21 protein-coding genes and 1 pseudogene are annotated in these 22,465 nt (G+C 68.8%); 5 read left to right on the top strand and 17 right to left on the bottom strand.

Translation table 11 applies throughout. The features are described 5' to 3' along the window. The first annotated feature begins 170 nt into the window (after positions 1–170). Positions 171–1,139, top strand: coding sequence for an NAD(P)H-quinone oxidoreductase (locus H0I76_RS15510; RefSeq protein WP_407704278.1), 969 nt, complete (start codon positions 171–173; stop codon positions 1,137–1,139). A 79-nt stretch (positions 1,140–1,218) separates the two neighbouring features. On the opposite strand, the gene H0I76_RS15505 is transcribed toward H0I76_RS15510, so the two are convergent. The 9 genes from H0I76_RS15505 to H0I76_RS15465 all read right to left on the bottom strand — a co-directional run bounded on the left by H0I76_RS15505 (position 1,219) and on the right by H0I76_RS15465 (position 11,921). After that, positions 1,219–2,721 (bottom strand): tripartite tricarboxylate transporter permease, encoded by a 1,503-nt coding sequence (locus H0I76_RS15505; RefSeq protein ID WP_200611658.1) that lies wholly within the window; start codon positions 2,719–2,721, stop codon positions 1,219–1,221. A gap of 24 nt (positions 2,722–2,745) precedes the next feature. Beyond that, on the bottom strand, positions 2,746–3,246 hold the full coding sequence (locus tag H0I76_RS15500; protein ID WP_200611650.1) for a tripartite tricarboxylate transporter TctB family protein: 501 nt from the start codon (positions 3,244–3,246) through the stop codon (positions 2,746–2,748). Between the two features lie 41 nt (positions 3,247–3,287). Beyond that, positions 3,288–4,253 (bottom strand): Bug family tripartite tricarboxylate transporter substrate binding protein, encoded by a 966-nt coding sequence (locus tag H0I76_RS15495; protein WP_200611647.1) that lies wholly within the window; start codon positions 4,251–4,253, stop codon positions 3,288–3,290. A 238-nt stretch (positions 4,254–4,491) separates the two neighbouring features. After that, the gene (locus H0I76_RS15490) at positions 4,492–5,352 is read right to left on the bottom strand and encodes a universal stress protein (RefSeq protein ID WP_200611645.1); all 861 of its coding nucleotides are present in this window, start codon (positions 5,350–5,352) and stop codon (positions 4,492–4,494) included. Between the two features lie 13 nt (positions 5,353–5,365). Further along, positions 5,366–7,033, bottom strand: coding sequence for a formate--tetrahydrofolate ligase (locus H0I76_RS15485; protein WP_200611643.1), 1,668 nt, complete (start codon positions 7,031–7,033; stop codon positions 5,366–5,368). A gap of 37 nt (positions 7,034–7,070) precedes the next feature. Next, the gene (locus H0I76_RS15480; RefSeq protein ID WP_200611641.1) at positions 7,071–7,988 is read right to left on the bottom strand and encodes a methionyl-tRNA formyltransferase; all 918 of its coding nucleotides are present in this window, start codon (positions 7,986–7,988) and stop codon (positions 7,071–7,073) included. 115 nt (positions 7,989–8,103) lie between these two features. Then, the gene (gene frc, locus H0I76_RS15475; RefSeq protein ID WP_200611640.1) at positions 8,104–9,375 is read right to left on the bottom strand and encodes a formyl-CoA transferase; all 1,272 of its coding nucleotides are present in this window, start codon (positions 9,373–9,375) and stop codon (positions 8,104–8,106) included. Between the two features lie 40 nt (positions 9,376–9,415). Beyond that, positions 9,416–11,173, bottom strand: a complete 1,758-nt coding sequence (oxc, locus tag H0I76_RS15470) for an oxalyl-CoA decarboxylase (RefSeq protein ID WP_200611635.1) — start codon at positions 11,171–11,173, stop codon at positions 9,416–9,418. A gap of 4 nt (positions 11,174–11,177) precedes the next feature. After that, on the bottom strand, positions 11,178–11,921 hold the full coding sequence (locus H0I76_RS15465; RefSeq protein WP_200611620.1) for a GntR family transcriptional regulator: 744 nt from the start codon (positions 11,919–11,921) through the stop codon (positions 11,178–11,180). A 252-nt stretch (positions 11,922–12,173) separates the two neighbouring features. On the opposite strand from H0I76_RS15465, the pseudogene mutS reads away from it, so the two are divergent. Both mutS and H0I76_RS15455 read left to right on the top strand, forming a co-directional pair. After that, positions 12,174–14,856, top strand: a pseudogene (mutS, locus tag H0I76_RS15460) (DNA mismatch repair protein MutS). Next, on the top strand, positions 14,853–15,548 hold the full coding sequence (locus H0I76_RS15455; RefSeq protein WP_200611617.1) for an NYN domain-containing protein: 696 nt from the start codon (positions 14,853–14,855) through the stop codon (positions 15,546–15,548). Before mutS ends, H0I76_RS15455 begins: the two are co-directional and overlap by 4 nt. Positions 15,549–15,565: 17 nt before the next feature. Here H0I76_RS15455 and H0I76_RS15450 read toward each other — a convergent pair whose 3' ends face one another. Genes H0I76_RS15450 through rph form a run of 6 tightly spaced genes read right to left on the bottom strand, consistent with a single transcriptional unit; the run spans position 15,566 to position 19,036 of the window. Further along, a complete protein-coding gene (locus H0I76_RS15450; RefSeq protein WP_234455355.1) occupies positions 15,566–15,949 on the bottom strand; it encodes a YbaN family protein in 384 nt (127 codons plus the stop codon). A gap of 53 nt (positions 15,950–16,002) precedes the next feature. Then, positions 16,003–17,193 carry a radical SAM family heme chaperone HemW gene (hemW, locus tag H0I76_RS15445; protein WP_200611611.1) on the bottom strand — a complete coding sequence of 397 codons (1,191 nt, stop codon included), beginning with the start codon at positions 17,191–17,193 and terminating at the stop codon, positions 16,003–16,005. After that, entirely contained in the window at positions 17,160–17,327 is a 168-nt protein-coding gene (locus H0I76_RS15440; RefSeq protein WP_200611609.1) for a hypothetical protein, read from the bottom strand. Before H0I76_RS15440 ends, hemW begins: the two co-directional genes overlap by 34 nt. Positions 17,328–17,331: 4 nt before the next feature. Then, positions 17,332–17,712: a RidA family protein gene (locus H0I76_RS15435; protein WP_200611607.1), complete on the bottom strand. Its 381-nt coding sequence runs from the start codon at positions 17,710–17,712 to the stop codon at positions 17,332–17,334. Then, a complete protein-coding gene (gene rdgB / locus H0I76_RS15430) occupies positions 17,709–18,329 on the bottom strand; it encodes an RdgB/HAM1 family non-canonical purine NTP pyrophosphatase (RefSeq protein WP_200611605.1) in 621 nt (206 codons plus the stop codon). The genes H0I76_RS15435 and rdgB overlap by 4 nt, the downstream gene beginning before the upstream one ends. Next, on the bottom strand, positions 18,326–19,036 hold the full coding sequence (gene rph, locus H0I76_RS15425; protein WP_200611593.1) for a ribonuclease PH: 711 nt from the start codon (positions 19,034–19,036) through the stop codon (positions 18,326–18,328). Before rph ends, rdgB begins: the two co-directional genes overlap by 4 nt. A 188-nt stretch (positions 19,037–19,224) precedes the next feature. Here rph and hrcA point away from each other — a divergent pair, with 188 nt between their 5' ends. Continuing rightward, entirely contained in the window at positions 19,225–20,304 is a 1,080-nt protein-coding gene (gene hrcA, locus H0I76_RS15420) for a heat-inducible transcriptional repressor HrcA (protein ID WP_200611590.1), read from the top strand. Between the two features lie 11 nt (positions 20,305–20,315). Next, positions 20,316–20,951: a nucleotide exchange factor GrpE gene (gene grpE, locus H0I76_RS15415; RefSeq protein WP_200611587.1), complete on the top strand. Its 636-nt coding sequence runs from the start codon at positions 20,316–20,318 to the stop codon at positions 20,949–20,951. Between the two features lie 58 nt (positions 20,952–21,009). Here the strand turns inward: grpE and H0I76_RS15410 are convergent, their stop codons facing one another. Both H0I76_RS15410 and H0I76_RS15405 read right to left on the bottom strand, forming a co-directional pair. Further along, positions 21,010–21,399 (bottom strand): DUF1761 domain-containing protein, encoded by a 390-nt coding sequence (locus tag H0I76_RS15410; RefSeq protein WP_200611584.1) that lies wholly within the window; start codon positions 21,397–21,399, stop codon positions 21,010–21,012. Positions 21,400–21,492: 93 nt separating this feature from the next. Further along, positions 21,493–22,101 (bottom strand): alpha-ketoglutarate-dependent dioxygenase AlkB family protein, encoded by a 609-nt coding sequence (locus H0I76_RS15405; RefSeq protein WP_200611581.1) that lies wholly within the window; start codon positions 22,099–22,101, stop codon positions 21,493–21,495. Positions 22,102–22,465 lie beyond the last annotated feature (364 nt).

The following is a 22,465-nucleotide window of genomic DNA, read 5'->3' as shown; positions in this document are numbered from 1 at the left end:
TCTGGGCACGGTGCGTGAACCCGTCGTCTATCGCAGCGCATTGCGCACCGCAACAAATGCGGATGCGCGAGGGCCCGTGCGCGCGCGCCAGCCGACCCGGCGATTGCCGACCCGGAACGGCGCCGTTAAACCTTTGGCACAAAGCCGGAAGGAGGACCGTGATGAGCGAGATGGCCGTGATTGAATTCGCCGAGCCCGGGGGGCCCGAGGTGATGCGCCTCGCCCGCCGCCCCGTACCCGAGCCGGGGCCGGGCCAGGTGCTGGTCAAGGTGACGGCCGCCGGGGTCAACGGGCCCGACCTCAAGCAGCGCAAGGGCGCCTATCCACCCCCGCCGGGCGCGTCCGACCTGATGGGGCTCGAGGTCTCGGGCGAGGTCGTGGCACTGGGCGAGGGTGCCGGGCGCTGGAAGACCGGCGACCGGATCTGCGCGCTGACCAATGGCGGCGGCTATGCCGAGTACGTGACGATCGACGCGCGCCACTGCCTGCCGGTGCCCGAGGGGGTCGACGAGGTGGATGCGGCCGGCCTGTGCGAGACCTACTTCACGGTCTGGTCGAACATCTTCCATGGTCACAGCATCCCCGAGGGCGGCGTCTTCCTGGTCCATGGCGGCTCGGGCGGTATCGGCTCGACGGCGGTGCAGCTTGGGGCCGCGCGCGGCCTGCGGGTGTTCTCGACCGCGGGCACCGAGAAGGGGCTCGACTTCATCCGCTCGCTGGGGGCCGAGCGCGCGATCAACTACCGCACCGAGGATTTCGTCGAGATCGTGAAGGAGGCGGGCGGGGCCGACGTCATCCTCGACTTCATGGGCGGCGACTACCTTCCGCGCAACCTCGCGGCCGCGCGGATAGACTGCCGGATCGTCCAGCTCGCCTTCGACCGCGGCATCAAGGCCGAGCTGAACATCGGCCTCCTGATGACCAAGCGGATCATCCTCACCGGCTCGACGCTGCGCCCGCGCCCGCCCGAGTTCAAGGCCACGGTCGCGCGCGAGCTCGAGGCCGAGGCCTGGCCGCTCTTCAAGGCGGGGAAGCTCCGCACCGTGACCCACAAGGTTCTGCCGATGGCCGAGGTCGTCGAAGCCCACCGGATGCTCGAGGCGGGCGGGCACCGCGGCAAGATCCTGCTGAAGATGTGAAGGCGCCGCACCAGGAAGCAAGAGGGGCCCGCCGGTTTGGCGGGCCCTTTCAGTTTTCAGAGCGCGGCCGAGGCGCCGATCAGGCCGGTTTGTTCTGCCGCAGGAACTTCGCCAGGGGCAGGAGGATCAGGATGATCGCGATCACCATGATCGGCCCAGAGATCGGTCGCGTGAAGAAGATCGACGGATCGCCCGAGGAGAGAAGCAGCGACTGCCGCAGCGTAGGCTCGGCGATAGGCCCGAGCACGATGGCGAGGACCGCGGGCGCAAGCGGATAGTCGAACCGCCGGAGGAAGAAGGCGCCGAAGCCGAAGACCAGGAGGAGCCAGATGTCGAACATGTCGCGAAGTGCCGCGTAGCCGCCAATCACCGACAGAACGAAGATGAGCGGCGCGAGGATCGTGAACGGCATCCGGAGCATCCAGATGAAGAGCGGGATGAACGCGAGATTGATCAGGAGCGCGAAGACGTTCGAGACGTAGAACGAACCGATGAGCCCCCAGACGAACTCGGTCTGCTCGACGAAGAGCCGCGGCCCCGGGGTCAGACCCCAGATCACCATGCCGCCGAGGAGGACGGCCGTGGTGGGCGAGCCGGGGATTCCGAGGGTGAGCATCGGCAGCATCGCCCCGGTGGAGGCGGAGTTGTTGGCGGCCTCGGGCGCGCAGACACCACCCGGATGGCCCTTGCCGAATTCGTCGGGCTTGCGCGACACCATCTTGGCGACGCCGTAGGACATGAGCGAGCCGGGCGTCGCACCGGCGGCGGGCAGGATGCCCACGAAGAAGCCGAGGAACGAGCCGATTGCGGTGCCCTTCCAGCCGCGCTGGCCGACTTCCTTGATGTCACGCCAGATCTGCCCGACCGAGATTTCCGCCTTGGTGGTCGTGATCTCGCCGCGGGTCGAGTAGATCGTCCAGATCATCTCGCCGATGCCGTAGACCCCGATGGCGAGGACGAGGAAGTTGATGCCCTTGAGGAAGCCGTTGATGTCGAAGAGGATCAGGCGCGGCGCGCCGGAGACCTGGTCGAAGCCGATCGCAGCGAAGACGAGGCCCATGCAGATCGACAGGATCGTCTTCGGGATGTCGTCGCCGCCCAAGCCAACGAAGGTGGCGAAGGCGAGCAGCATGAGCGCGAAGATCTCGGGCGGGCCGAAGGAGAGTGCGACCGAGGCCAGAAGCGGAGCGAAAGCGGTGAAGAGGATGTTGGCGACGGTGCCACCGACGAAGGAGGCAACGGCCGCTGCGACGAGGGCAAGGCCCGCCTTGCCCTGGAGCGCCAGCGGACGGCCGTCGAATGTGGTCGCCACCGCCGTCGAGGCGCCGGGAATTCCGAGCGTCACCGACGAGATCGCACCGCCATACATGGCACCGTAGTAGATTGCCGCCAGGAAGATGATCGCCGAGCCGGGCGGCACGAGGAAGGTGATCGGCAACAGGATCGCCACACCATTCACCGAACCGAGGCCGGGCATCGCGCCGATGAACAGACCCACCGTCACGCCGACGATGATCAGCAAGAGATTAAGCGGCTGGAGCGACAGGACCATGCCGTCGCCGAGGAGGGATAGGATTTCCATGTGTCAGATCCTGCTGAGCGCGGCTTAGTAGATGATGTCGTAGAGCAGGTTGAAGACGGGCTCGGTAAAGGACATGCCGGTAGGCATGGTGATCCGCATGGCGCCCTCGAAGAAGAAGAAGACGATCGGCAGACCGATGGAGAGGGCGAGTGTCACGAACCACGAATGGCGGCCAAGGAACTTCAGGTAGTAGATCAGGAAGAGACAGATCGCGCCGTACATCGAGATGATAGGGATCAGAGCGACGAAGGCCGCGATCCCGCCGCCGACGAACACCAGCATCTTCCAGCCATAGGCGTCGAGGACCGGCTCGTCCGATTGCGATGGCGGGCTCGTGCCGCGCCACCAGTTGACCGCGATCCAGCCGGTCGACAGCAGCATGATGAACGAGAGCCAGAACGGCCAGAAGCCGCCGCCCGGGCCCTCGCCGCGGATGTAGCCGATCTCCAGACTGGTGCTCTTCCACATCAGGTAGATCGCGAGGAGGGCCAGAATGGCCGCAGTGATGATCTCTCCAAGCCGCATCTGGCCCCCCTTGTCTTATGTTATCGTTGCGGTGTCAGGACTTACTCGCCCATCGCCGCGAGCAGTGCCTTGTGGTTCGCGACCTGGGTCTCCCAGTAGGCCCTCTGCTCGTCAGGGTTCATCCACAGAGGCGAGAGGCTTTCGGACTCCATGTAGCCCTGCCACTCTTCGGTGTTGTAGATGTCCGCGAAGAGCTTCTGGTAGTAAGCCGCGGCGTCGTCCGACATGCCCGGGGCGCCCACGACGGCACGCTGGTTGTAGTAGCTGAAGTCGTGCCCCTTCTCCTTCATGGTCGGCACGTCGATGCCCGGAATGCGCTCGTCGGAGAAGGCAAGGAGCGGCACGAAGTCTCCGGCCTCGTAGAAGCCTTTGGCTTCGGCGGGGTTGTTGACGGTCGCCATGATCTGCTGGCCCGCGAGATCCTTGGCCACCGCGCCGCCGCCGTCATAGGGGATGTACTTCACCTTGAAGCCGAAGGCGTCCGACATGAACGCGATCACGATCGAGTCTTCCTGACCCTTGCCGGTGCCGCCCATCACGTACTCGCCGCCGGCGGCCTTCACCGTCTCGAGCCACTGCTCGAAGGTGGTGATGCCGGAATCCTTGTGGACCCAGAGCACGAAGGGATCGACCGCCATCATCGCCACGGGCGTGAAGGTCTGGATGTCGATGCCCAGGTTGGGCTGCCGCAAAGGCGTGGTGAAGAACGAGTTCAGCGTGACAAGGATCGTGTGATCCGGGTCGTTCGTCGTCGAGAGCGCGATCAGCGCCTCGGCGCCCGATCCGCCACCCTTGTTGTTGGGCACGAGCGGACGACTGGTCATGTCCTTCTTCTCGGCCACCGACTGCAGGAAACGCGCGATCTGGTCGGCGCCGCCGCCCGGGCCGGCCATGATCACGAAATCGATGGGCTTCTTGGGTTCGAACGCGTGAGCTGCGCCGACCATGCCGGCGAAACCAACTGCCGCGGCGCTCGCAAGCACCATCAGACGACGAGTGATAGTCATTCGTAACCTCCCTAACTCGTGGCATCTGCCACATGGATGGAACGCGCCGGTTTTCCGGTCTTGATGCTCCATCGTTTCACCCGGGCCTGCGGCCCGATCTCGGTCCTTCCTCGTTACGCTTCGGCGAAGCGGCTGGTATACCAGCACCAAAATCCTAGGCACAACACGCCAGAAATCAACACGTTTCAGGGCATTTCGCGCAATTTTCTGATACGCTTAGCGTTTCCGCGCCCCCGTCTCAGTGCGCCAGGACAACAGGCATCGTCGAGCGGTCCACGACATGCTGCGTGGCGCCGCCAAAGACGGTTTCGTGCTCGCGGCTGTGGCTGTAGGCGCCCATCACGAGCGTGTCCGCGCCGGCTTTCGCGGCCTCCGCGAGGATCACCTCGCCGGGGCTGTGCGACGCGTCGATCCGGTGGATTCCCGCCGTCACCCCGTTGAAGCCGAGATAGCGGGCAAGCTCCTCGCCGCTCGTCGCGGCATGGTGCGAGCCGCCGTCGAGGATCGTGACGGCCTCTGCCTCGCGCAGCAGGTCGAGCGAGAGCGCGACGACGCGGCTCCCCTGCATCGAGCCGTTCCAGGCGATCGCCAGATGGTGACAGACCGACCTGGGCGCCGTGTCGGTCGGCGGGACCATCAGGACCGGCCGGCCGCAGTGATAGAGCGCGGCGCGCAGCGTGTTGGAGCCGAGATTGCGGTCGCGGTCGGGCTTGGCGACAACGATGAGGTCGGCGAGCCGACCCCAGGGGCGGATGACGTCGGCCATCTTGCCCTCTTCCTCGTGCCAGCTCGCCGTCGCGCCGTCATGGCCGGTGCTGCCATCGGTCCGCGAGAGACCGAGCTCCGGCAGGAGGCCGACGAAGCTGTTGACGAGCGCCTCCTCCTCGGCATTGGCGAGCTCTGAGGCCTGCCGCTTGATCTGCTCGCGCAGGGCCGAGGGCACCACGACCCCGTAGGGGATCATGTCCGCCGGGCGGGCCCGGCAGTGAAGCACCTCGACATGCGCGTGGTGATGGCGGGCGATGGCGGCCGCGTGGGCGAGAATGTTCTCGCCCTTGCCGTCGCCGCGCACCGGAACCAGGATCTTCTTGACCGGCATCGCCCTTCTCCCCTCAGAACAGGCCTTCGATGTCGCCATTGGCGTTCAGCCCGATGACCTCGGCCGAGGGCACCTTGGGCAGACCAGGCATGGTCATGATCTCGCCGCAGATCGCCACCACGAAGCCGGCGCCGGCCGAGAGGCGAACCTCGCGGATCGGCAGGTCGAAGCCCGTGGGCGCGCCCCGCCAGTTCGGATCGGTGGTGAAGGAATACTGCGTCTTGGCCATGCAGACCGGCAGGTTGCCGTAACCGGCCTCCTCCCACTGCTTCAGCTGGTCCTTGATCTTCTTGTCGGCCGTCACGCTGTCGGCGCGATAGATCGACTTGGCGATGGTCTCGATCTTCTCGAACAGGCCCAGGCCGTCCTCGTAGAGCGGCTTGAACGCGGCCTTGCCACCCTCGCAGAGCTCGACGACCTTCTTCGCCGTCTCCTTGATGCCCTCGCCGCCATTCGCCCAGTGGGTGTTGAGGATCGCCTCGACCCCGCGCTCGGCGCAGTAGTCCTTGATCGCCTGCACCTCGGCGTCGGTGTCGGTGACGAAGTGGTTGATGCCGACGACCAGCGGCACGCCGAACTTCTTCACGTTCTCGATGTGCCGGCCGAGATTGGCGCAGCCCTCGGTCACCGCCTTGACGTTTTCGGTGCCCAGCGCGTCCTTCTTGACGCCGCCGTTCATCTTCATCGCGCGCACCGTGGCGACGATCACCACCGCCTTGGGCGAGAGACCGGCCTTGCGGCACTTGATGTCGAAGAACTTCTCGGCGCCCAGGTCCGCGCCGAAGCCGGCCTCGGTCACGACGTAGTCGGCAAGCTTCAGCGCCGTCTTGGTCGCAACGACCGAGTTGCAGCCATGCGCGATGTTGGCGAAGGGGCCGCCATGCACGAAGGCCGGGTTGTTCTCGAGCGTCTGCACCAGGTTCGGCTGCATCGCGTCCTTGAGCAGCACGGTCATCGCGCCGTCGGCCTTGATGTCGCGGCAGTAGACCGGCGAGCGGTCGCGGCGATAGGCCACGATCATGTCGCCGAGCCGCTTCTTGAGGTCGTCGAGATCCGCGGCGAGGCAGAGGATCGCCATGACCTCCGAGGCCACGGTGATGTCGAAGCCGGCCTCGCGCGGGAAGCCGTTGGCGACGCCGCCGAGCGAGCAGGTGATCTGCCGCAGCGCGCGATCGTTCATGTCCATGACGCGCCGCCAGGCAACGCGGCGCACGTCGATGTCGAGCGTGTTGCCCCAGTAGATGTGGTTGTCGATCATCGCCGCCAGCAGGTTATGGGCGCTGGTGATCGCGTGGAAGTCGCCGGTGAAGTGGAGGTTCATGTCCTCCATCGGCACGACCTGCGCATAGCCACCGCCCGCGGCGCCGCCCTTCATGCCGAAGTTCGGGCCGAGCGAGGCCTCGCGGATGCAGATCGCGGCCTTCTTGCCGATAGCGTTGAGCCCGTCGCCGAGGCCCACGGTGGTGGTGGTCTTGCCCTCGCCGGCCGGCGTCGGGTTGATCGCGGTCACCAGGATCAGGTTTCCGTCGGGGCGGTCGGCCACGGACTTGATGAACTCGGCCGAGACCTTGGCCTTGTCGTGGCCGTAGGGCAGCAGGTGCTCGGACGGGATGCCGAGCTTGGCGCCAACCTCCTGGATCGGCTTCTTGTTGGCTTTGCGGGCGATTTCAATATCGGACATGACTCTTGCGATCCCCTCTGTCCCTGGTCGCGATGTCTCAGGCGCCGAGCTTGGCGCCGGTGTTCAGACCGGCTTCGGCGGCCCACTCGGCCGCGGCCACCTTGGCCCCGCCCGCCGGGCGGACGCGTTTTACGACGATCCGGCCGCCCGAGGCCTGCACGGTTACGCCATCCTCGGATACGGACACGACCTCGCCGGGCGTGCCGCTGCCCTCGGCCCGGCGCGCGTCGAAGACCTGGATCTCGGATTCGCCCAGCGTGGTCCAGGCGCCGGGCTGCGGATTGCAGCCGCGGATCAGGTTGTGGACGTCCGCCACGGGCTTCGACCAGTCGATCTGGGCGTCCTTCTTGCGGCACCAGCTCTCGTAGGTCGCCTTCGATTCGTCCTGCGGCGTGCGCGGCGGGTTGCCGGCGCGGATCAGGTCGATCGCCTCGAGCGTGGTCTCGATGCCGAGTGGGAAGATCTTCTTGAAATAGACGTCGCCCAGCGTGTCGTCGGGGCCGATCTCGACCTCGCGCTGCAGCAGGATGTCGCCCTCGTCAAGCCCGTCATCGGGGAAGAACCAGCTCAGGCCGGTCTTGGTCGAGCCCCAGATGATCGGCCAGTTGATCGACGACGGGCCGCGGTGCAGCGGCAGCAGCGACGGGTGGAAGCAGATCGAGCCGTGCCGCGGGATGTTCCGCGCCTCTTCCGGCACGAAGATGATCATGTAGGCCATGACCATCAGGTCGGCGTCGAGCCCGCGCATCTCGTCGAGCACCGCCTTGTCCTTGTAGTTCGGGGGCTGGAACAGCGGCAGCCCGTGCTCGAGCGCGGCCTCCTTCAGCGGGTCGATCGGCTTGCCTTCCTTGTCGGGCGCTGTGTAGACGCCCACGACCTCGTCCTTGCCGGCCTCGAGGATCTTCTCGAGCGCCGCCCGGCCGAAGGCCTGCTGTCCGTTCACGATGAGGCGCATGGTTTTCCCCTGTCTCTCGTCTGTCGCGACGCGGCGGCGGGATCCGAGGGCCCGGCAGGCGTCGCTGATCGTGGCCTCCCCTCGCGGGGAGGAGCGGTCATGGTTGTGCGGGCCGTTACTCGGCCGCCTTGGGAAGCTCGCCGATGGCGCCCGAACCCGCGATCTCGTGGATCTCGTCGTCCGAGTAGCCAAGCACGTCGCGCAGGATCTCGGAGGTGTGCTCGCCCAGCAGCGGCGAGCGCGTCACCTCGACATCGCAGTCCGAGAACTTGATCGGGCAGCCGACGGTCAGGTAGGCGCCGCGCTCCGGGTGCTCGACCTCGACGATCGTGCCGGTGGCGCGCAGGCCCTCGTCCTCGGCGATCTCCTTCATCGACAGGATCGGGCCCACGGGAATGTCGAGCGGGTTGCAGATGTCCATCACCTCGAACTTGGTCTTGGTCATGGTCCACTGCTCGATCGTGTCGAAGATCAGGTTGAGCTTCGGCAGCCGCGCCTTCGGGGTGGCGAACTCGGGGTCCTCCTTCCACTCCGGCTTGCCGATGACGTCGCAGACCTTCTCCCAGACGGCCGCCTGGGTGATGAAGTAGGTGTAGGCGTTCGGGTCGGTCTCCCAGCCCTTGCACTTGAGGATCCGGCCGGGCTGGCCGCCACCCGAGTCGTTGCCCGCGCGCGGCGTCGCCTCGCCGAAGGGGATGCCCTCGCCGTACTGCGAGTACTCGGTCAGCGGCCCCTTCTCGAGGCGCTGCTGGTCGCGAAGCTTGACGCGGCACAGGTTGAGCACGCCGTCCTGCATCGGTGCCAGCACCTTCTGGCCGCGGCCCGAGCGCTCGCGCTGGAAGAGCGCGGTGACGATGCCCAGCGCAAGGTGGAGGCCCGTTCCCGAGTCGCCGATCTGCGCGCCCGTGACCAGCGGCGGGCCGTCGAGGAAGCCGGTGGTCGAGGCCGAGCCGCCGGCGCACTGCGCCACGTTCTCGTAGACCTTGCAGTCCTCGTACTTGCCCGGGCCGAAGCCCTTGACCGAGGCCATGATCATGCGCGGGTTGATCTCCTGGATCCGCTCCCAGGAGAAGCCCATGCGGTCGAGCGCGCCCGGGGCGAAGTTCTCGACCAGCACGTCGCATTCCTTGACCAGCCGGGTCAGGATTTCCTTGCCCTTCGGGGTCTTGGGGTTGAGCTCGATCGAGCGCTTGTTGTGGTTCAGCATCGTGAAGTAGAGGCTGTCCGCCCCCGGCACGTCCACCAGCTGCTTGCGCGTCGCGTCGCCCACGCCGGGGCGCTCGACCTTGATCACGTCCGCGCCGAACCAGGCCAGGAGCTGGGTGCAGGTCGGCCCCGACTGGACATGGGTGAAGTCGAGAATCTTGATTCCGTCGAGAGCTTTCATGCCGTCCTCTCGTTTTCCTTGAATGCTGGGTGCGGGCCGATCACTTCTTGCTCAGCACGCTCTGCGGGTTGAGGTTGCCGATGCGGCCGCTCTCGGTGCCCGCATCCTCGGCAATGATGGCGTTGATCAGGGTCGGCTTGCCCGAGTCGAGCGCCGCGCGCACGGCGCTGCCCAGCTCGTCAGGCGTGGTCACGTAGACGCCGACGCCGCCGAAGGCCTCCATCATCTTCTCGTAGCGCGAGTCCTTGACGAAGACGAGCGGCGCGGGATCGCTGCCGCCCAGCGGGTTCTGCTCGCTGCCGCGATAGATGCCGTTGTTGTTGAACACGACGATGCAGACCGGCAGGTTGTAGCGGCAGATCGTCTCGACCTCCATGCCGCAGAACCCGAAGGCACTGTCGCCCTCGACCGCGACGACCGGATGGCCGGTCTCGACCGCGGCGGCGACCGCCGACCCCATGCCGATGCCCATCACGCCCCAGGTGCCGACGTCGATGCGCTTGCGCGGCTTGTGCATGTCGATGATCGAGCGGGCGAAATCGAGCGTGTTGGCGCCCTCGTTCACCAGGATCGTGTCCGGGCGCTCGCGGAAGATGTCCTTCAACTGGCCAAGGGCGCTGTGATAGTCCATCGGCACGTTGTTGTTGCGCAGCTTGGTCGCCATCTTGGCGACGTTGCCCTCGACCTTCTCGCGGATGGCACCGGTCCATTCGGCGGGCGGCGCCTGCCAGCCGGGGCCCATCGCATCGAGCAGCGCGCCGACGCAGGATCCGACGTCGCCGACCAGCGGCGCGGCGATCTCGACGTTCGAGTCCATCTCCTTCGGCTCGATGTCGATCTGAACGAACTGCTTCGGCGCGGTGCCCCAGGTCTTGCCCTTGCCGTGGCTGAGCAGCCAGTTGAGGCGGGCGCCGATCATCACGACGACATCCGCCTCCTTCAGCACCATCGAGCGCGCGGCGCCGGCCGACTGCGGATGCGTGTCGGGCAGCAGGCCCTTGGCCATCGACATCGGCAGGTAGGGGATGCCCGACTTCTCGACGAAGTCGCGGATCACGTCGTCGCACTGGGCGTAGGCCGCGCCCTTGCCCAGAATGATCAGCGGCTTCTTCGCGCCCTTGAGCACCTCGATCGCACGCGCGACCGCATTGGGCGCCGGCAACTGGGCGGGCGCGGGATCGATCACCTCGACCAGCGACTTCTGGCCCTCGAGCGCGTTCATCGTCTGGCCCATCAGCGCGGCCGGGATGTCGAGATAGACCCCGCCCGGGCGGCCCGAGACGGCGGCGCGGATGGCGCGCGCCACGCCGATGCCGATGTCCTCGGCATGCAGGATGCGATAGGCGGCCTTGGCGTGGGGCCGGGCGATGGCCAGCTGGTCCATCTCCTCGTAGTCGCCCTGCTGGAGGTCGACGATCTCGCGCTCGGACGAGCCCGAGATCAGGATCATCGGCCAGCAGTTGGTGGTGGCGTTGGCCAGCGCCGTGAGGCCGTTGAGGAAGCCCGGCGCCGAGACGGTGACGCACACGCCCGGCTTCTTGGTCAGGAAGCCCGCCACCGAAGCGGCATAGCCCGCATGCTGTTCGTGGCGGAACGAGATCACGCGCATGCCCGAGGCCTGCGCCATGCGCATCAGGTCGGTGATCGGAATCCCGGGCACATTGTAGAGCGTGTTGATTCCGTTCAGCTTCAGCGCGTCGAGGATCAGGTGAAAGCCGTCGGTCAGGTCATGGACGGCTTCGTCGTTTGCCGGGGTCGTTACCTTCGGATCGGATGCGGTCTGCGAGGCGACGGCCATAATCTCAGCTCTCCTGCGTGGTCTCGGTAAGAGTTGTCGGGGACTGGTCGGCGATCGCATCGCCGACGATGTATCTCCAGCTGCGCCGGATGTAGGCGTGGAGCCGCATGGTGTGCTCGCGCACCAGCTCGCCGGCGAGGTCGGCGTCGCGCGCCTCGATCGCCTCGATGATGTGCATGTGATCCACCACCGAGCGGTCGGCCCGGCTGGTGTCGCGCAGCGCCTTGCGGCGGACGGCCTTGAGATGGGTGAACAGGCCCTGCGCGATCGTCTCGATCATCTTGGTCTTCGACAGGCGCAGGACGAAGAGGTGGAACTCGATGTTCGCCTCGGAATATTCGCTCATCTCGGCCTTGGCGCGGTCCTTGGTGTATTTCGTGCCAAGGCGCCGCAATTCCGAGATCTCCTCCGCGGTGGCGTACTGGCAGGCCAGCCGCGCCGCCATGCTCTCGAGCGCGGCCCAGACGACGATCATCTCGAGGATCTCGTCGAGGCTCTTGCGCTTGATGAAGACGCCGCGGCGGGGCTGGATGTCGACGAAGCCCTCCTGCTCGAGCCGCATGATCGCCTCGCGAATCGGCGTGCGGCTGATGCCCAGCTGCTCGGCGAGGGTGCGCTCGTCCATCCGCAGGTTGGTGCCCTCGTCATAGATGTCGAGGTTCATGATCGACGTCTTCAGGACGTCGTAGATGTGCTCCTTCAGCGAAAAGGAGCCATTTACCGGCTTCAGTTCGAGTTGGTTGCCCATCGTTCCTCCCAACCGGGCCACGGTCTTCTTGGCCGTTTTGCCCGCCGCGCTTCCCGCGCTTCGGCTATCTGGTATACCATGAACCAACGACGTGCAATCCCGTTTTTGGGATGCCAGAGACCACCCGCGGAAAAACGGGCCGTTTTCCATTAAGTGGAATTTGGCTCGTACGGGCTGGCGCGCTTCCGGTCGGTGCATCGGGCATGCTATCGACCTCGGGCGGTGGTGCGACGCACCGGCGGGCGAGGACGCATGAGCGAGGGCAAGGTCATCGACGAATCGGGCGAGAGCACCGGCGCCGTCACGCCGATGATGGCGCAGTATCTCGAGATCAAGGCCGCGCACAGCGACGCCCTGCTGTTCTACCGCATGGGCGATTTCTACGAGCTGTTCTTCGACGACGCGGTGGCGGCGGCGGCCGCGCTCGACATCGCGCTGACCAAGCGCGGCAAGCATCTGGGGCAGGACATCCAGATGTGCGGCGTGCCGGTCCACGCAGCGGAGAGCTATCTTCTGACCCTGATCCGCAAGGGTTTTCGCGTCGCCATCGCCGAGCAGATGGAAGATCCCGCCGAGGCCAAGAAGCGCGGCTCCAAGGCCGTGGTGCGGCGCGATGTCATCCGCCTCGTCACCCCCGGCACGATCACCGAGGACACGCTGCTGGACGCGCGGCGCAACAATTTCCTCGCGGCCTGGACCGAGATCAGGGGCGAGGGCGCGCTCGCCTGGGCCGATGTCTCGACCGGCGAGTTGCGGGTCGCGGGGTGCGCGCGCGCGGCGCTGGGCCCGATGCTCGCGCGCGTCGCGCCGCGCGAGGTGCTGATCGCCGAGCGCGCGACCGAGGACACCGGGCTCGTGCCCCAGGTCGAGGAAAGCGGCGCGGTGGTCACGCCGCTCGGCCCCGCGAGCTTCGATTCGACCGCCGGCGAGGCCCGGCTCTGTCGCCTCTTCGGCGTGGCCGGGCTGGACGGATTCGGCAGCTTCGGGCGCGCCGACCTGTCGGCCCTGGGCGCGCTGGTCGATTATCTCGATCTCACCCAGAAGGGCCGACTGCCGCTGCTGCGCCCGCCGGTGCGCGAATCCTCGGGCGGGGTGATGCGCATCGATGCCGCGACGCGGCGCAATCTCGAGCTCACCCAGGCGCTCGCGGGCGGCCGCGAGGCCACGCTGCTCTCGGCGATCGACCGCACCCGCACGGGCGGCGGGGCGCGGCTGCTGGCTGCGCGCATCGCCGCGCCCCTGACCGATGTCGCCGCGATTCGCGCACGCCACGACGCGGTCGAGTGGCTCGCGGAGAACCGTGCCCGTGCCGATGCGCTGGGCGACGCCCTGGGCCGCGTGCCCGAGATCGAGCGCGCGCTCGCCCGCCTCGCTCTCGACCGCGGCGGGCCGCGCGACCTGGCGGCGATCCGGGCGGGTCTCGCGCAGGGCGCGGCGATCGGCGCGGCGCTCGCCGACGCGGATCCGCCGGCCCTGGTCGCGGCGGCGGCGGAACGCCTCGACGGTCATGACGAGCTGATCGCGCTGCTCGACGCCGCGCTGGTGGCCGAGCCGCCGCTCATGACCCGCGACGGCGGGTTCGTGGCGCGCTGCCACGACGCCGATCTCGACGCCGCGCGCCGCCTGCGCGACGAGGGCCGCGGCGTCATCGCGGGCATGCAGGCCGACTACGCCGCCGAGACGGGGATCGACAGCCTCAAGATCCGGCACAACAACGTGCTGGGCTATTACATCGAGACCACCGCGCGCCACGCCGAGGCGATGTTCGAGCGCAAGGACCGCTTCATCCACCGCCAGACCCTGGCCAATGCCGTGCGCTTCACCACGGTCGAGCTCTCGGACCTCGAGAACCGGATCCTCAACGCCGGCAACCGCGCGCTCGAGATCGAAAAGCGCATCTTCGGCGAGTTGCGCGACGCCGTGCTGGCGGCCCAGGGCCCGGTGGGCGAGGCCGCGCGCGCTGGCCGAGCTCGACGTCGCGGCCTCGGCCGCCCGGCTCGCGGTCGAGGAGCGCTGGACGCGCCCGCATGTCGACGATTCGCGCGCCTTCCGCATCCGCGGCGGGCGCCATCCGGTGGTCGAGCAGGCGCTGCGCCGGCAGGGCGCGGGGCCCTTCGTCGCCAATGACTGCGACCTCTCCGCCGGAGCCGGCGGGCCCGCACCGATCTGGCTGCTGACGGGGCCCAACATGGCGGGCAAGTCGACCTTCCTGCGCCAGAACGCCCTGATCGCGGTGCTGGCGCAGGCGGGGCTTTTCGTCCCCGCTGACGAGGCCGAGATCGGCGTCGTCGACCAGCTGTTCAGCCGCGTGGGCGCGGCCGACGACCTCGCGCGCGGGCGCTCGACCTTCATGGTCGAGATGGTCGAGACCGCGGCGATTCTCAACCAGGCGGGCCCCGGCGCGCTGGTCATACTCGACGAGATCGGGCGCGGCACCGCGACTTGGGACGGGCTCTCGATCGCCTGGGCGGTGCTCGAACACCTGCACGAGGCGAACCGCTGCCGCGGCCTCTTCGCCACCCATTACCACGAGCTGACCGGGCTCGCCGAGCGGCTCGACCGGCTCTCGACCGCCACCGTCGCGGTGCGCGAGTGGGAAGGCGACGTGGTGTTCCTGCACGAGGTCCGGCCCGGCGCCGCCGACCGCTCCTACGGCGTGCAGGTGGCGCGCCTCGCCGGCCTGCCCGAGGCCGTTACCACCCGGGCGCGCGAGATCCTCGAGAAGCTCGAGACGCAGGAGCGCGAGGGCTCGCCGGCCGACCTCGTCGAGGCGCTGCCGCTCTTCCAGGCCCGGCCGCAGCCTGCGCCGCGACCCGCGCCAAAGGCCTCGGCGCTCGAGGCGCGCCTGGCCGGGATCCACCCCGACGAACTGACGCCGCGCGAGGCGCTCGAGGCAATCTACGAGCTGCGCGCCATGCTGACGGAGGACCCATGACCGATACCCCCCGAATCGCGATCCTGATCGACGCCGACAATGTCGAGCCCGCGCATATCCGCTTCGCCGTCGAGGATGCACGCGGCCGCGGCCGCGTCGTGATCCGCCGGGCCGTCGGGCGACTCACCTCGATCAAGGGGCGCGAGAAGGTCCTGACCGATCTCGGCTTCTCGGCCGAGGTCGCGTTCTCGGGCGCGCGCGCGACCAAGGACACCGCTGACCTGATGCTCGCCCAGATCGGCATCCGCCTGGCCGAGCGCGGCACGGTCGAGGTGATCGCGCTGGTCTCGTCCGACAGCGATTTCGCGACCATCGCCCGCGGCATCGCCGAATCCGGCGTCGAGGTGATCGGCTACGGCAAGGCCAACACCCCCGCGGCCTTTCGCGAGGCGGTCTCCGCCTTCGTCGCCTTCCCCGAGAATGGCGCTCCTTCAGCCACGACGAAGGCCGCAGCCAAGGAGAACGACACCGACAAGGCGCGTCGGATCATCGAGGGACACCTGAACAAGGCCGGGGAAGGCAGGCCACAAGTCATCGGGCAAGCGCTATCGCGTGCATTCGATGGCAACTACAAGGGGAGGCTCGGGGTCAAGACCTTCAAGGAACTCATCAAGAAACTCGGGGGGTACGAAATCCTCGATGACCCCAAGGGGGGAGGCGTCTCGGCCCAGACGCTGCGCCGCAAGGCCTAGCGGGCGGCAGCCGGCGCTCAGCGCTCGCCGTCGCGGATGCCGGGTTGCGACGGCTCGCCGTCCGGGCGGGTCATGATGAAGACCGCGACCCCTGCCATCACGACGCCCTGCACCGCGATCACCGCGTGCGGGAACCCCAGCGCCAGCGACAGCAGGACGCTGAACAGGAGCGCCACCATCGCCGCGCGCTTGGCGCGGCGGCCGATCGCGCCGCGTTTCTGCCAGTCGCGGATGGCGGGCCCGAAGCGCGAGCGGTTGACCAGCCAGTCGTGGAACCGCGCCGAGCCCCGCGCGAAGCAGAACGCCGCCAGCAGCATGAACGGCACGGTCGGCAGGATCGGCAGGAAGGCGCCGATGACACCCGCCACCAGCGCAAGACACCCTGCGATTGTCCAGATCATCCGCATCGCGCCCTCCCAGCGCCGCTCGTCCCTAGATAGGGCGGCGGCCGCGCTCAGGCCAGAAGCTCGCCCAGAAGCCGGTCGAGCACCAGCCGGCCCGCCGGCGTCGCGACAAGGCGCTCGCCGCGCCGCTCGACCAGACCCTCGGCCTCCATTGCCGAGATCCGCGCGGCATCGAGCGGGCGGCCCGCGACAGCGGCATAACGCGCCAGCGAGATGCCCTCGGCAAGGCGCAGGCCCATCAGCACCATTTCGTCTCCATGCTCGGCCGCGCTCAGTGGCGTCTGCTCGACCAGCGCGTGCCCGCTGCAGGCCACGGCCGCCATCCAGGCGCCGGGCGCGCGCTCGGTCGCGGTGGCGAGGCGCAGACCGTCGGCGCGCGTGACCCGGCCATGCGCCCCGGGGCCGATGCCGGCATAGTCGCCCGAACGCCAGTAGACCAGGTTGTGCCGGCTCTCGGTACCCGGGGCCGCGTGGTTCGAGACCTCATAGGCCGGCATCCCCGCCTCGGCCGCCAGGCTCTGGGTGATCGCGTACATTTCGGCCGCCACGGCGTCCTCGGGCACGCTGAGCCGCCCGCGCCGGTGGAGGTCGAAGAATCGCGTCCCTTCCTCGATGGTTAGCTGGTAGAGCGACAGGTGATCGATCGCCATGCCGATCGCCGCGCGCAGCTCGGCCTCCCATGCTTCCGGGGTCTGGCCCATGCGGGCATAGATGAGATCGAAGCTCACGCGGCGGAAGGCGGCGCGCGCGATGTCGAAGGCGGCGCGCGCCTCGGCCACGCTGTGCATCCGGCCCAGCGCCTTGAGGTCCGCGTCGTCGAGTGCCTGCACGCCCATCGAGACGCGGTTCACGCCCGCCGCGGCATAGCCTTGGAACTTGGCCGCCTCGACCGAGGTGGGGTTGGCCTCGAGCGTGATCTCGGCACCCTCGGCGAGGCCCCAGAGCCGGTCGGCCTCCTCGATCAGGCGCGCCACCGTCCGTGGCGCCATCAGGCTGGGCGTGCCGCCGCCGAAGAACATGGTTCCGGCCCGCCGCGCGCCGGTCAGCGCCCGCATGTGGCGCATCTCGGCCACCAGTGCATCGGCCCAAGCGTCCTGGTCGATGACCCGCGCGACATGGCTGTTGAAGTCGCAATAGGGGCACTTGGCCAGGCAGAACGGCCAGTGGACATAGACGCCGAAGCCGCCTGCCCGCCAGTCCGCCGCGCTCAGTTCCGCTCGAGATGCGCCCAGATCACCCATGCCAGCCCCGCAACCCCCGCGAGCCCCGCGAAGGCATTGCCGCGCAAGCCCGCAAGCGCGAGCAGCGCGAGGAAGACGATGCAAAGCGCCACCGCGTGGCGGCGCGCGAAGGCCGAGCGGTCGGGCCCCGACATCCGCTCAGCCCCGGAAGGCCGTGACCTCGATCTCGACCTTCATCTCGGGCGCGATCAGGCCGGTCACGACCATGGTGGCAGCGGGCCGCACATCGCCCAGCGCCTCGCGCAGGGCAGGCGCGATCTCGTGGCGCAGCTCGGCATCGGTCACGCTGTACTGCACGCGCACCACGTCGGTCATCGCAAAGCCCGCCTCGGCCAGGGTCGCGGCGATCGTCGCGAAGGCGTTGCGGGCCTGGTCGGCCGCGCTCGCGGGCATCTCCATCCTGGTGTAGTCGTAGCCCGTCGTCCCCGCGACGAAGCACCAGTCGCCCGCGACCATCGCGCGCGAATAGGCGTATTCCTCCTCGAAGGGCGATCCGGTCGAGATCAGGCGGCGGGTCATGGCTGCGCTCCGAAACAGGCGGCGACAAGCTGGCGGAAGGCGTCGGCACGGTGCGAGATGGCGTGCTTGGCCGCGGGCTCCATCTCACCGAAGGTAAGCTCGCCACGCTCGGGCAGGAACATCGGGTCATAACCGAAGCCCCTCGCGCCGCGCGGCGGCCAGATCACCTGCCCCTCGGCCCGGCCGCGGAAGGTCTCGTCATGGCCGTCGGGCCAGGCCAGCGACAGCACGCAGACGAAACGTGCCCGCCACGGCCGGGCCGCGCCCTTCGCCAGCAGCGCATCATGCGCCTTCTTCATCGCCGCGCCGTAATCGCGGCCCGAAGGCGTCTCGGCCCAGTTTGCCGTGTAGACGCCGGGCGCGCCGTCGAGGCCGTCGATCTCGATCCCGGAATCGTCCGACAGCGCCGGCAGCCCGCTCGCCTGGGCGGCGGCGTGGCTCTTGATCCGGGCGTTCTCCTCGAAGGTCGTGCCGGTCTCGTCGGGTTCGGGCAGGCCAAGCTCGGCGACCGAGACGGTCTCGACCCCGAAGGGCCCGAGCAGGTCGCCGATCTCGCGCACCTTGCCCTTGTTGTGCGAGGCGACGACCAGCCGCCTGCCGCCGAAGGCCCGCGTCATCCCAGTGCCGCCTTCTGTGCCGCGACCAGCTCGGCCACGCCCTGCTTGGCCAGCGCCAGCATGTCGTGGAACTCCTGCTCGGAGAAGGTCGCGCCCTCGGCCGAGGCCTGCACCTCGACCATCGCGCCCTCGCCGGTCAGCACGAAGTTCGCATCCGTGCCGGCCTCCGAATCCTCGGCATAGTCGAGGTCCAGCACCACCTGCCCGCCATGCACCCCGGCCGAGACCGCGGCGATATGCGTGGTGATCGGGTTCATCGCGATAACCCCGCGCGCGACCAGCGTCTCGGCCGCGAGGCGCAGCGCCACCCATCCGCCGGTGATCGAGGCGGTGCGCGTGCCCCCGTCGGCCTGGATCACGTCGCAGTCGACGACGATCTGCCGCTCGCCCATGATCACCCGGTCGGTGCCGGCGCGCAGGGCGCGGCCGATCAGGCGCTGGATCTCCTGCGTGCGGCCGGTCTGGCCGTTCTTGGCCTCGCGCCGGTTGCGGGTGTTGGTGGCGCGCGGCAGCATGCCGTACTCGGCCGTGACCCAGCCCAGCCCCGAATTGCGCAGGAAGGGCGGCGCCTTGTCCTCGACCGAGGCGGTGCACAGCACATGCGTCTCGCCCATGCGGATCAGCACCGACCCCTCGGCATGACGGTTCACGCCGGTCTCGATCGAGACTTGGCGCAGGGCGTTGGCGGCTCGGCCGGACGGGCGCATGACAGGCTCCACTCTGCGGGATCGCGACGGTGGGCGTCTTAGCCCGCCCCGCAGGGCGCGTCCAGCCATGAAGCCGCCTGCCGGCCCGGTGGCCCGGGAGGAGCGCTTGCCCGCGGCGGCCCCAACAGCGATTGACGCTCGGCGCGCCCCGACTTACCTCATGGTCAGTCATGCAGCCGCGGAGCGAAATGAGCGTACCGAACCCGAGCCTCGCAGACCTGAACGAGCGCAGCCGCGCGATCTTCCGCCGCCTCGTCGAGACCTATCTCGACACGGGGGAACCGGTCGGCTCGCGCACGCTGTCGCGCGGCTTCGACATGGGTCTGTCGCCGGCGACCATCCGCAACGTGATGCAGGATCTCGAGCTGCTGGGCCTGCTCGACAGCCCGCACATCTCGGCCGGCCGCGTGCCCACGCAGATGGGGCTGCGCCTGTTCGTCGACGGCGTGCTCGAGATCAGCGAGATCCCGACCGAGGAGCGCCAGCAGATCGACCGGCTGGTGGCGCAGTCCGAGCAGGACCTCTCGGCCGTGCTCGACAGCGCGAGCGAGCTGCTCTCGGGCCTGTCGCACTGCGCGAGCCTCGTGTTCGCGCCGAAGCAGGGCGCGCCGGTCGAGCATCTCGAATTCATCGCCCTCGCCCCCGACCGCGCGCTCGCCGTGCTGGTGATGGGCGACGGCACGGTCGAGAACCGCCTGTTCAACCCACCGCCGGGACTCACCCCCTCGGCCATGCGCGAGGCCGCGAATTTCCTCAACGCCAAGCTGCGCGGCCACACCTTGACCGAGGCGCAGGAGCTGATGATGCGCGAGATGGCCGCGCACCGGGCCGAGCTCGACGGGCTCGCGGCGAGCCTGGTCGAGCGCGGGGTGGCGCTCTGGTCCGGCGACGACACCGAGAGCCCCGAGCGGCTGATCGTGCGCGGCCGCGCGAACCTCCTGGCCGAGGGCCAGGGCGCCGAGGACCTCGAGCGCATGCGGCGGCTCTTTGATGACCTCGAGCGCAAGCGCGACCTCAGCCAGCTTCTCGACCTGACCGAGGGCGCCGAGGGCGTGCGCGTCTTCATCGGCTCGGAGAACAAACTCTTCTCGCTCTCGGGCTCGACATTGGTTATCTCGCCCTACACCGACACGAACCGCCGGGTGGTGGGCGCCATCGGCGTGATCGGTCCGACGCGGTTGAACTATGGCCGCATCGTTCCCATCGTGGATTACACCGCGCGCCTCGTCGGCCGCGTGGTCGCGGGCGAGAGCACGCAGAAAAGATGAGAGGCATGAACATGGCCAGGAAACAGCCCCAGCCCGACATGGAAGACGCGCCCGAGGCGGCAGCGCCCGCGGCGGCATCCGAGGACACCGACACCGCAGTGACCGGGGCCGAGGCCCGGGTCGCCGAGCTCGAGGCCGAGCGCGACGAGCTCAAGGACCGCCTGCTGCGCGCGCTGGCCGAGGCCGAGAACACCCGCCGCCGGGCCGAGCGCGACCGCAAGGACGCCGAGACCTATGGCGGCACCCGCCTCGCGCGCGACATGCTCAGCGTCTACGACAACCTCACGCGCGCGCTTGCCGCCGCCGACGACAAGGTCAAGACCGAGCACGCCGGGCTGTTCGAGGGCATCGAGCTGACGCGGCGCGAGCTGCTTTCGGCCTTCGAGAAGCACAAGATCCGCGAGACGACCCCCGAGCGGGGCGGCAAGTTCGACCCCAACCTGCACCAGGCGATGTTCGAGGCACCGGTCCCGGGCGCGGCCCCCGGCACGATCATCGAGGTGATGCAGGCGGGCTTCACCATCGCCGACCGGCTGCTGCGCCCGGCGCTGGTCGGTGTCGCCCGCGCCATGCCGCAGGCCGAGGCAGCGCCCGAGGCCGACACTGGCGAGACGGTCGAGACCGGCACCGGAGACGCCAAGGCGTGACGCGCGCGGCCGCCGCGCCGCGCGGGCGCGGCAGGCCGGGGCATGTCGCTGCGGCGCGTTATCCCATCAGGCCGAGCACGAGTCCGATCAGCGCGCAGGCAAGGACGGCGTGGCCGCCATCGATCCACCACAGATCGCGCGGCCTGCCCGAGAACGCGTAGTTCATCAGGATCCAGGGCAGGACCACGAAGGCACCGACGCCAAACCCCGCGACGAATCCGGCCCCGCCGGACGAGATGCCCGAGGCGACGAAGACATGGCGCAGCATGCCCGCGGTAGCGAGGGTGCCCAGCGCCGCGATCACGAACGGCATCGTGCTGCGCTCGGACTTGTACTGCGCCTCGGTCTTGCCCAGCGCCGCGGCCCAGCGGCGCCCAAGGATCCCGTACCAGATCGCCCCGGTGGCAAACCCGGCCGCGGCGGCGAGAAAGACTGCGAGAGCGCCCATCGGATCCTCTCCCCATGTCATTGTTTGGCGTCGATGGTAGCGCGGCCTGCGATGGCGCGAAACAATCTCGGGACGGGCCACCGCGGCGTGCGTTCAATCTGGGCGGACGACGCGCAGGGTCAGGTTCAGCCGCCCCCCGCCCGGCAGCAGGTCGCCCTCGCCGAACATCACTCGGTCGATGCCGTGATAGGCAAGCCGGGCGGGCCCGCCCATCACCACCACGTCGCCCGAGTGCAGGATCACGCTCTCGGTCGGCCCGCCGCGCGCCGGGCCGCCCATGCGGAAGCGCGCGGGATCGCCGAGGCTGACCGAGACGACCGGCGCCGCGAAGCCGGCCTCGCCCTCGTCGGCGTCGCGGTGCAGTCCCATGCGCGCGCCCTCGCCATACCAGTTGATCAGGCAGCAGTCGGGCGGCTCGGGCCAGCCCGAGACCTGCCGCCAGACCGCGAGCACGCTGTCCGGGATCGGCGGCCAGGGCTTGCCGGTCTCCGGGTGCACCGCGCTGTAGCGATAGCGCCCGCGCTCGATCACCCAGCCCAGCCGCCCGGCCGAGGTCATGCGCACGCTCATAGGCCGCCCCCAGCCGGTGACCGGGCGCACCAGGGGCGCGACCCGGATCACGGCGCGCAGCTCCGCGACCATCGCCTCCTGCGCCGCGCGGTCGAGGAAGCCCGGACGGTGGCTGCCCGCCCAGAGACTCATCCCACACCGCCCGGCCGCGCACGGCTCAGCCCTGCCCGCCGGACGAATATGACGGCCGGCGCCTGCTCGCGCGGCTGCGAGCGGAGTGCGATAAGCAGGTGGCGGCCGTGATCGACGGTCCTCGGATTGCGCGGCATGATGGCCTTCCCCTCGCGGCGCCCGAACCCGGCCGCAGTATAGCGCGGGCGCCCCGCGCGGTCGCGCGCCACGCCCCGATGCATCAATGCCGCACTGAATCGGCCCGTTTTGGGCCTAAAACCTGCCTTGAGCCCGCCTTGCGGCCTCCATGCCACAGCCTTATATAGCCGCCAGATTCATGTGAGACAGCAAGCAGACTGGGATGAGCTCCGGGGGCCGCGAGCGG

Origin of the sequence: Thermohalobaculum xanthum, from assembly GCF_016623495.1 — a bacterium.
In the GTDB taxonomy this organism is placed as follows: Bacteria; Pseudomonadota; Alphaproteobacteria; order Rhodobacterales; family Rhodobacteraceae; genus Thermohalobaculum; species Thermohalobaculum xanthum.
Note: the sequence above shows the minus strand (reverse complement) of the source record. Positions and strands in the feature narration are given on the sequence as shown.